Raw genomic sequence first — 9,109 nt, 5'->3', positions numbered from 1 at the left:
GCCGCCGTTGCCGCTCAGGGCGTACACATCGCCGTTCCCGTTGCTGTCCAGGTAGAGGCCGGTCGCGAGGTTCCGGTAGGTGTGCCCGTAGGGGCCGTTCCCCCGGACCCACTTCTGGTAGCTGCCGCCGTTGCAGTTCAGCGTGTAGACGTTGCCGTTGCCGTTGGAGTCGAGGCAGAAACCGGTGGCCTTGTTGCGCAGGTTGAAGGTGGAGCCGCCCAGGTCGCTGGCGTACCAGCGCTGGTACGAGCCGCCGTTGCCGGGGAGGGTGTAGACGTTGCCGTTGCCGTTGCTGTCGAGGTAGCGGCTGGTGGCGACGTTCTGGAGGGTGATCTCGCTGGTGGCGGCGCTCGCCTGGCCGGCGGCCAGAACGGTCGCGCCGCCGGCCAGGACGGCGGTCGAGGCGACGAGGGCGACGGTGCGCTGGAGGAGATTCATCGCATTTCCTTCCCGTGGTGACCGGCCCTCCGGCCGGTCGTTGTGGAACTTATCCGGAAATGCGCTGCGGGGATATCACGGCCGGTCCGGCCTGCCGTTCTTCGGCCATCACGAATTATGTCGCCAAAATGTTCTGAATATTAGCTCAATAATTCACGTCTGTTCGTTGTCGAAGGGGTTTCTGTGGAGGGCGTGTCCGCCCCCTGTGAAGGGCGGCGGGTTCCCTTTCGGGTGGCGGACCCGGGGCAAACGGGCAAATCGGAGCAATCGACCGTGCCCGAACTTGGCCGGATCCGGCCGGGGCGCACGGCCCCGGCCGGGGGCGCGCAGGTCGCGCGGGGGGAGCGGACTCAGGCGATCCACACCGTGGTGACGTTGCAGAACTCCTTGATGCCGTGGCCGGACAGCTCGCGGCCGAAACCGGAGCGCTTCACACCGCCGAACGGCAGCGCCGGGTGCGAGGCGGTCATGCCGTTGAAGAACACCCCGCCCGCCTGGATGTCCCGGACGAACCGCTCCTGCTCCGCCGGGTCCTCGGTCCAGACGTTGGAGCTGAGCCCGAACGGGGTGTCGTTGGCCAGCGCCACCGCCTCGTCCAGATCGGCCGCCCGGTAGATCGTGGCCACCGGGCCGAAGGTCTCCTCCTGGTGGATCCGCATCCGCGGCGTGATGCCGGTCAGCACCGTCGGCTCGTAGAACCAGCCCGCGTCCAGGCCCTCCGGCCGCCGCCCGCCGCACTCCACCCGGGCCCCGTGCGCCCGGGCGTCCTCGACCAGCTCGGCGATCTCGTCCCGGCCCTGTCGGCTGGCCAGCGGGCCGACCTGGACCGCCTCGTCCATCGGGTCGCCGACCCGCAGCGCCCCCATGGCGGCGGTGAACGCGGCGGTGAACCGGTCGTAGACCTCGGTGTGCACGATGAACCGCTTGGCGGCGATGCAGGACTGCCCGTTGTTCTGCGCCCGCGCGGTGACGGCGGTGGCCGCGGCGGCGTCCACGTCCGCGCTCGGCATCACCACGAACGGGTCGCTGCCGCCCAGCTCCAGCACCGCCTTCTTCACCTCGTCGGCCGCCGCCGCCGCGACCGCCCGCCCGGCCGGCTCGCTGCCGGTCAGCGTCACGGCGGCCACCCGGGGATCACGGACCACCGCCTCCACCGCCCCCGAGCCGATCAGCAGCGTCTGGAAGCAGCCCTCGGGGAAGCCGGCCCGCCGGAACAGCTCCTCCAGCGCCACCGCCGTGCGCGGCACGTTGGACGCGTGCTTGAGCAGCCCGACGTTGCCCGCCATCAGCGCGGGCGCGGCGAACCGCACCACCTGCCAGAACGGGAAGTTCCACGGCATCACCGCCAGGACCGCGCCCAGCGGCCGGTAGCGCACATAGGCGCGGGCCGCCCCGGCGTCGGCCACGTCGGCCGGCTCCGGGTGCTCGTCGGCGAGCAGCGCCTCGGCGTTCTCGGCGTACCAGCGCATCGCCTTGGCGCACTTGGCGGCCTCGGCGCGGGCGGCGGCGATCGGCTTGCCCATCTCCTCGGTCATGGTCCGGGCGATGCTCTCGAGGTCCTCGTCGAGCAGTTCGGCGGCGCGGCGCAGCAGTCCGGCGCGCTGGGCGAAGGAGGTGGTGCGGTAGGTGCGGAAGGCCTCCTCGGCGCGGGCCAGCCGTTGTTCCAGGCCTGCCGCGTCCAGCGGTTCGAAGGTCTCCAGGGTCTCGCCGGTCGCCGGGTTCACGCTTGCGATGGGCATCGGGGCCCCTCCCAGGGGTGCGCGGGGGTGGAGGTGTCGGTCCTCCCACCCTGGCCCACCGCCCGCGCCCCGGGTACCACCCCCGCCCGGCGTGTCCCGGCGGACGGTCGCGGCCCGGCCGCTCGGCCGGGCGGTCCCGGCCTACTCCGGCAGCGCCTCCGCCCGGGCCGCCGCGTCGCGGGCCCGGGCACCGGCCCTGGTCCGCCCGGCGGTGACCAGGCGGTTGGGGAACCGGTGCAGGTACTCGGCCTCCAGCTGCCCGGTGCGCAGGGTGTGCCGCTTCAGGGCCTCCTCCGACCCGTACAGGAAGGTCTCGTGCCTGGTCCGGTGCAGCTGCTCCAGCTCGTGCAGCAGCGTGTCGTTGCCCAGGGCGTGCGGGGAGATGCCCTCGGGCCTGGCGTGCGCGGTGTCGGGGTGCGCCATGTCCACTCCTCCTCGGACGGGAAACCCCCCGCTTACCCGTTGCCCCGTCGGCCCCACCGGTACACCTGTTCGACGGTGGTGGGGTCGTGCGGGGGGCGTCCGGCTCGGGGCGGGGCGCGGAAACGTAGGATGAAACCTTCGTATCCGCACCGAAACCACCGGACAGGCGTCGATGGCAATTCCCAAGGCCGAACTCCACCTGCACATCGAAGGCACTCTGGAGCCCGAGCTGGCGTTCGCGCTCGCCCGGCGCAACGGCGTGGAGCTGCCGTTCGCGGACGCCGAGGAGCTGCGGCGGGCGTACGCGTTCGGCGACCTGCAGTCCTTCCTCGACCTGTACTACGCGCTGATGTCGGTGCTGCGGACCGAGGAGGACTTCGAGGAGCTCGCCGAGGCGTACCTGGCGCGGGCCGCGGCGCAGGGGGTGCGGCACGCGGAGATCTTCTTCGACCCGCAGGCGCACACCGCGCGCGGGATCCCGCTGCCGGTCGTCGTCGACGGGCTCGGGCGGGCGCTGGACCGGGCCGAGCAGCGCCACGGCATCAGCACCCGGCTGATCATGTGCTTCCTGCGGGACGAGTCCGCCGAGTCGGCGCTGGAGACCTTCGAGGCGGCCCGGCCCTGGTTCGGCGGGCGGATCACCGGTGTCGGCCTGGACTCCGCCGAGGTCGGCCACCCGCCGGCCAAGTTCCGCGAGGTCTACCGTCGGGCCGCCGATGCCGGGCTGCACCGGGTCGCGCACGCCGGGGAGGAGGGCCCGGCCTCGTACATCACCGAGGCGCTGGACGTGCTCGGCGTGGAGCGGATCGACCACGGCCTGCGCTGCCTGGAGGACCCGGCGCTGGTCGAGCGGCTGGTCCGGGAGCGGATCCCGCTCACCCTCTGCCCGCTCTCCAACGTGCGGCTGCGCTGCGTCGACACCCTGGCCGACCACCCGCTGCCCGCGATCCTCGCGGCCGGCCTGCTGGCCACCGTCAACTCCGACGACCCGGCCTACTTCGGCGGCTACGTCGGCGACAACTTCGACGCCCTCGCCGAGGCGCTCGGCCTGGACCAGGACACCCTGCGCCTGCTCGCCGCCAACTCCTTCCGGGCCTCCTTCCTGCCCGAGGAGCGCCGCGCCGCCCTCCTGGCCGAGGTCGCCGCCTACGAGTTCGGCGCCGCCTGAGACGCGCCGCGGCGCCGCCCCCGGCAACGGGGACGGCGCCGCGGGCGCCCAACACAGCGGGGATCAGAGCAGGGTCGACCAGTAGTACCAGAAGCGCTTCAGGATCAGCAGGGCGATCACCGCGTACCAGAGGGCCGGGACGGCCCAGTGGTAGCGGGCGGCCTCGCGGACGGCCGGGCGCAGGGTGCGGGGGACCGGGATGATGCCGGTGCGCAGGTTGTGCAGGGTGGTGTACCAGAACAGCGGGATCATCGCCGTCCAGACCACCATGCAGAACGGGCAGAGCGCGCCGATCCGGTACAGCGCCTGGTACATCAGCCAGGTCACGAAGCCGATCCCGAAGACCGTGCCGGCCTGGAGGCCGAGCCAGAACCAGCGGCGGTAGGTGGCGCCGGCCAGCAGGCCGGCGCCGATCGCGATCACCACGGCGAAGCCGACCAGGCCGAGCAGCGAGTTGGGGAAGCCGAAGGCCTCGGCCTGGTCGCTGCGCATGATCGAGCCGCAGCTGATGATCGGATTGATGTTGCAGTTCGGGACGTAGGACGGGTCCTTCAGCAGCCGGATCTTGTCCAGGGTGAGGACCGCCGAGGCGAACAGGCCCAGTGCGCCCCCGATCACCAGCAGCAGGGCGAACGGGCGGCTCGCGCCGTACCCGGGCCGGGTGCCCGCGGGGGCGGGGGCGGGGGAGGGGGCGGGGGCCGTCATCCGGTCACCTGCTTGACCATCGCGGTGAACTGCTCGGGCGAGACGGCCTTGCCGCCGGAGAACACGTCGAGCTTCTTGCCGTCCAGCCGGACGGTCGGGGTGCCGGTGACGCCGCTCTTGTCGAAGGCCTTGTTCACCTGGCCGGCCCAGGGCAGGTAGGTGCCCTCGCGGACCGCCTTGACGAAGCCGTCGGTCTTCAGGCCCGGCACCTTGTCGGCCAGGTCGAGCAGGTGGTTGACGTCGGCGAAGGCGTCGGTGCGCTCCTCCGGCTGGTTGGCGTAGAGCACGTCGTGGAACTGCTTGAACTTGTCCACGCCCTCGTTCAGCGCCGCGCCGGCGGCGGCCAGCGCGGTGCGCGAGCCCTTGCCGCCGAGGCCCTGGTCGAGGAAGGTCGCCAGGTGGTACTCGATCTTGTAGCTGCCCGCGTCGGCGAGCTGCTGGACGGTCGGGCCGGTGGTGGTCTCCAGCTGCTCGCAGAACGGGCAGCGGAAGTCCTCGTAGATCTCCAGCGTGTGCGGGGCGTCGGCCTTGCCGTAGGTGACCACGGTGCCGTCCGGGCCGCTCGCGTTCGCCGGCACGACCAGCGGGCCCGCGGTGTCGGCGGAGCCGGAGCCGCCGCCGGAACCGGTCGAGCCGCCGACGGCGAAGGCGACGCCCGCCGCGAGGGCCAGCAGGACGGCGGAGGCGGTGCCGACCACCGCCCGGCGGCGGATCCGGGCCGAGCGCTCGGCCTGCTCGCGCTCCTGGCGCATCCGCTCGGTGGCGGCCCGACGGGCGGCCTTCCGGTCGCCGGGGGTGGTGCTCTTCTTGGGGGAGGTGCTCATGGTGGAGGTCGTCCTGGTGCTCTTGGCGGGGCGTGCGGGCGCGTCGGGCGCACGGCCGGCCGGGACCGGGGGACCGGGAGGGTCCGCGGGTCGCCTAGCGGGCGGGCGCCGGCAACCGCGCGGGTGGGCCGCGCCGGACGGCGGGCCGGAGCCGGACGGACTCGGCGGGGACCAGCACCCGGCTGGCCCGGGGGAACGGCACCCGCGCCACCGGGCGGGCCGGCAGCGGCGCGGTCAGCAGCGCCAGCCAGTGGCCGGCCGCGGCGGGGAAGCGCCGGGCGAAGTCGCCGAGGATCCGCGCCGTGCGGGCCAGCCCGGAGAGCGCGGCGTCGGCGCTGCGCAGCCAGTACGCGGCGGCCAGCGCGAGCACGGTGTGCAGGAGCAGCAGCAGGCCGAGCCCGACCGGCCGGGAGAGCCCGTGGCCGAGCAGGAGGCCGCCGAGCGAGCCGCCGCCGCACAGCAGCGGTTCGAGACCGCGGGCGGCGCCGGGCGGCAGCGAGGGGCAGGTGGACTGGGCGAGGTCGAACAGGGCGCTCAGGCCCAGTTCCAGCGGCAGGAAGACCGCCGCGACGACCCGGTAGCCGCGTTCGCGGCCGGACAGGACGAAGGCCACCGCGAAGACGGCGGCCCCGGCCACCGCCAGCGTGCCGAGCGGCAGCGGGCGTCCGGTGACCAGTACCTGGCCGAGCCCGGCGAGCAGCACGAGCAGCGCGGCGAAGACCGCCGCGCGCAGCGTCCTGGTGTCCCGGGCACAGTTCATGAGTCCCGAGTGTGCCACAGGTCGACAGCCGGACGAGTGGCTCCGCGGCCCGCTGTGAAGATCCTCACCACCGTCCCTGAGCTGGGCTTATATGCCGTTTACGGTGACCGTGCCGGGTGCCTCCACGACCGGCTCGGGCGGTTTCGCGGCGGCCTCGACCCGGGCCTCGACCAGCTCCCGGAACGCCTCCAGGTCGGTCCGGACGGTCCGCTCGATCGCCCCCGCCAGCGCGAAGCCGCCGGGTCCGCCGAATGCCTCCCGGACCGCCCCCGGGTCGTACTCCACCCGGACCTGCACCCGGGTGTGCGCCGGGTCGAGCGGGCGCAGCGCGAAGGCGCCGTGCAGCTCCGGACCGTCCAGGGTGCGCCAGGCCATCACCCGGCCCCGGCCCCGGTCGGTGATCTCGGTCTCGACGTCCCGTTCGGCGCCGGCGATCTCCACCGCGAGGTGGGCCAGGTTGCGGCCGTGCGGTTGGGCGGTGCGGACGCCGTCGACGAACTGCGGGTACTCGTGGACGCGGTGCAGCTGCTCCCAGGCCGCCAGGACGGGGGCGTCGATGTCGATCTGTTCCTCCAGCGTGCTCATGGCCGGCCGGACCTCCTCGGGTTGGCGCGCGGGCCGCCCCTCCAGACTGCGCCGCGGGGCGGCCCGGGGCAAAGGGCGGGGCAGCCCGGAGGGGCGGCGGGACGGGAGGCGGAGGAGGCGGACGGCGGGCGGTCGGGCGAGACTGGGCACATGCCGGAGCTGCCAGAGGTCGAGGCCCTGACCGCCTTCCTGTCCGAACGGCTGACCGGGCGGGTGGTCGCCGAGGTGCGGCCGGTGGCGATCAGCGCGCTCAAGACCTACGACCCGCCGGTGACGGCGCTGGCCGGGCGGACGGTCGGCCCGGTGGTCCGGCACGGGAAGTTCCTGGACATCGGGCTCGTGGCCACCGGGTCGGCGGACACCGGGGCGGACGGGCTGCACCTGGTGGTCCACCTGGCCAGGGCGGGCTGGCTGCGCTGGCGGGAGCAGCTGCCGGCGGAGCCGCCGAAGCCGGGCGGGCGCAATCCGCTGGCGCTGCGGGTGCGGCTGGAGGGCCCGGACGGGGACGGCTTCGACCTGACCGAGGCGGGCACCAAGAAGGGGCTCGCGGTGTACGTGGTGCGGGACGCCGAGGAGGTCCCGGGGGTGGCCCGGCTGGGCCCGGACCCGTTCGACCCGGACTTCGACCTGGCGCGCTTCCGGGCGCTGCTGGCCGGTGAGCGCCGCCGGATCAAGGGGGTGCTGCGGGACCAGACCGTGCTGGCCGGGGTGGGCAACGCCTACTCGGACGAGGTGCTGCACGTGGCCCGGATGTCCCCGTACAAGCTGGCGGCCGATCTGTCGGAGGAGGAGACGGAGCGGCTGTTCGAGGCGCTCGGTTCGACCCTGCGCGAGGCGGTGGAGCGTTCGCGCGGACTGGCGGCGGGGGAGCTGAAGGCGGAGAAGAAGCTGGGGATGCGGGTGCACGGGCGGACCGGGCAGCCCTGTCCGGTCTGCGGGGACACCGTGCGGGAGGTGTCGTTCGCGGACTCCTCGCTGCAGTACTGCCCGACCTGCCAGACCGGGGGGAAGCCGCTCGCGGACCGGCGGCTCTCCCGGCTGCTCAAGTAGCGCCGCCGCCGGAGTGGCGCGGCCGTCGAAGCGGTGCGGCCGCTGACAGGTGCGGCCGCCGAACCGGCCCGCGCCGTCGGCCGGCCCCGTTCCGCGGTGGGAGGCGGGGCCGGCGGGACGTCGGGGATGCCGTGGAGGGCCTACGGCTTGCGGGCGAGGCCGCCCCAGTAGTACGCCGCGTACGGGTCGGCCGGCTGCTCGCCGTCCGGGTGCCAGGACATCACCGGGGCGACGCCGGGCTCGATCAGCTCCCAGCCGTCGAAGAACCGGGTGACCTCCTCCTTGCTGCGCGGCACCAGGGTCATCCCGGCGGCGCGGGCGGAGGCGGTCACCTGGGCGACGGCGGCCTCGTTGAAGTCCTGGGTCGGGTGGGTGAGCGCGAGGTAGCTGCCGGAGGGGAGCGCGTCGCGCAGCGCGGCGACCTTGCCCCACGGGTCGTCCTCGTCGGCGATCAGCATCAGTACGGCGATCATCAGCATGCCGACCGGCTGGTCGAGGTCCAGCGTGCTGTTGAGGGCCGGGTCGGCCAGCAGCTCGGCGGGCTTGCCCAGGTCGGCGTGGATGTAGGTGGTGCGGCTGGCCGGGGTGGAGACCATCAGCGCGCGGGCGTGGGCCAGCACGATCGGGTCGTTGTCCACGTAGACGACCCGGGTGCCGGGGCTGACCGACTCGGCGATCTCGTGGGTGTTCGGCGAGGTGGGGATGCCGGTGCCGAGGTCGAGGAACTGGCGGATGCCGTAGCGCTCGGCGAGGTGGCGCACGGCGCGCTTCTGGAAGCCGCGGTTCTCCTTGGCCTGCGCCTTCATGGTGGGCACGGCCTGCTCGATGGCCTGGCCCATCGCGCGGTCGGGCGGGAAGTTGGTCTTCCCGCCCAGCCAGTAGTCGTAGACGCGGGCTGAGTGCGGGGTGCTGGTGTCGACCCCGTACTTCTCCCACTGGCTGAGTTCGGCGGCATCGTTCTCGGACCGGTCGGCGAAGTCCTGACTCGTCGTCATGGCCACGTCCTTTTAAGACAGATCATCACACTGGGAGAGGTCAGATTAGCGGGCCCGGCGGGGATCCGGTCACGGGGTGGGCGAACAGCCGGTGCACAGGGCCCGCCTTGGGCCGTTGGGGTGGTGATCGAACCTGTCGGGGTGGCCGCTGGGAGACGGGCCGATGAACGGGGGACAGATCCGTCATGCTGTCTGATCGTCAGATTACTTCGCGAAGGTTGCTGCTGGTCGCGGCGGGGATGTCGCTGCTCGGGGTCGCCGGGTGCGGCCGGGCCGAGGAGGTGGCCAGGGCCGCCGCCGCGGCCCGTTCGGCGGGCCCGGACCCGGTCCCGGGGGACTCGCCCACCGAAGGGCCGCCCCCGACCGAGGCCACGACTCCGGCCGCCGAGCAGGCCGCCGGGCCGTCCGCGGGCCCGTCCGCC

At 73.7% G+C, this 9,109-nt stretch carries 10 protein-coding genes and 1 pseudogene; 3 read left to right on the top strand and 8 right to left on the bottom strand.

The annotated features are described in order from the left end of the window. The 3 genes from BI06_RS29260 to BI06_RS29250 all read right to left on the bottom strand — a co-directional run. The coding region (locus tag BI06_RS29260) for an RICIN domain-containing protein (protein WP_063795029.1) at positions 1-438 on the bottom strand (438 nt) is incomplete at its 3' end. A 350-nt stretch (positions 439-788) separates the two neighbouring features. Then, a complete protein-coding gene (locus tag BI06_RS29255) occupies positions 789-2,177 on the bottom strand; it encodes an NADP-dependent succinic semialdehyde dehydrogenase (protein ID WP_043472592.1) in 1,389 nt (462 codons plus the stop codon). 141 nt (positions 2,178-2,318) lie between these two features. Next, entirely contained in the window at positions 2,319-2,600 is a 282-nt protein-coding gene (locus tag BI06_RS29250; protein ID WP_030397015.1) for a DUF6158 family protein, read from the bottom strand. A 172-nt stretch (positions 2,601-2,772) separates the two neighbouring features. Here BI06_RS29250 and BI06_RS29245 point away from each other — a divergent pair, with 172 nt between their 5' ends. Then, positions 2,773-3,768, top strand: coding sequence for an adenosine deaminase (locus BI06_RS29245; protein ID WP_043472589.1), 996 nt, complete (start codon positions 2,773-2,775; stop codon positions 3,766-3,768). Between the two features lie 63 nt (positions 3,769-3,831). On the opposite strand, the gene BI06_RS29240 is transcribed toward BI06_RS29245, so the two are convergent. The 4 genes from BI06_RS29240 to BI06_RS29225 all read right to left on the bottom strand — a co-directional run bounded on the left by BI06_RS29240 (position 3,832) and on the right by BI06_RS29225 (position 6,642). Continuing rightward, a complete protein-coding gene (locus BI06_RS29240; protein ID WP_043472586.1) occupies positions 3,832-4,473 on the bottom strand; it encodes a vitamin K epoxide reductase family protein in 642 nt (213 codons plus the stop codon). Then, positions 4,470-5,297, bottom strand: coding sequence for a thioredoxin domain-containing protein (locus tag BI06_RS29235; RefSeq protein WP_051742075.1), 828 nt, complete (start codon positions 5,295-5,297; stop codon positions 4,470-4,472). The genes BI06_RS29240 and BI06_RS29235 overlap by 4 nt, the downstream gene beginning before the upstream one ends. A gap of 94 nt (positions 5,298-5,391) precedes the next feature. Continuing rightward, on the bottom strand, positions 5,392-6,057 hold the full coding sequence (locus BI06_RS29230; protein WP_037781837.1) for a hypothetical protein: 666 nt from the start codon (positions 6,055-6,057) through the stop codon (positions 5,392-5,394). 87 nt (positions 6,058-6,144) lie between these two features. Then, positions 6,145-6,642 (bottom strand): SRPBCC family protein, encoded by a 498-nt coding sequence (locus BI06_RS29225; protein ID WP_063764342.1) that lies wholly within the window; start codon positions 6,640-6,642, stop codon positions 6,145-6,147. A 150-nt stretch (positions 6,643-6,792) separates the two neighbouring features. Between BI06_RS29225 and BI06_RS29220 the strand changes: the two genes are divergently transcribed. Next, positions 6,793-7,692 carry an Fpg/Nei family DNA glycosylase gene (locus tag BI06_RS29220; RefSeq protein ID WP_030397009.1) on the top strand — a complete coding sequence of 300 codons (900 nt, stop codon included), beginning with the start codon at positions 6,793-6,795 and terminating at the stop codon, positions 7,690-7,692. 140 nt (positions 7,693-7,832) lie between these two features. On the opposite strand, the gene BI06_RS29215 is transcribed toward BI06_RS29220, so the two are convergent. Next, positions 7,833-8,687 carry an SAM-dependent methyltransferase gene (locus BI06_RS29215; RefSeq protein WP_078880478.1) on the bottom strand — a complete coding sequence of 285 codons (855 nt, stop codon included), beginning with the start codon at positions 8,685-8,687 and terminating at the stop codon, positions 7,833-7,835. Between the two features lie 185 nt (positions 8,688-8,872). On the opposite strand from BI06_RS29215, the pseudogene BI06_RS52935 reads away from it, so the two are divergent. Next, positions 8,873-9,109 (top strand): annotated as a pseudogene (locus tag BI06_RS52935) (hypothetical protein); the annotation flags it as partial.

It is taken from the genome of Kitasatospora sp. MBT66, from assembly GCF_000710405.2.
Taxonomy (GTDB): domain Bacteria; phylum Actinomycetota; class Actinomycetes; order Streptomycetales; family Streptomycetaceae; genus Kitasatospora; species Kitasatospora purpeofusca.
This window is presented reverse-complemented; position numbering and strand designations above follow the sequence as displayed.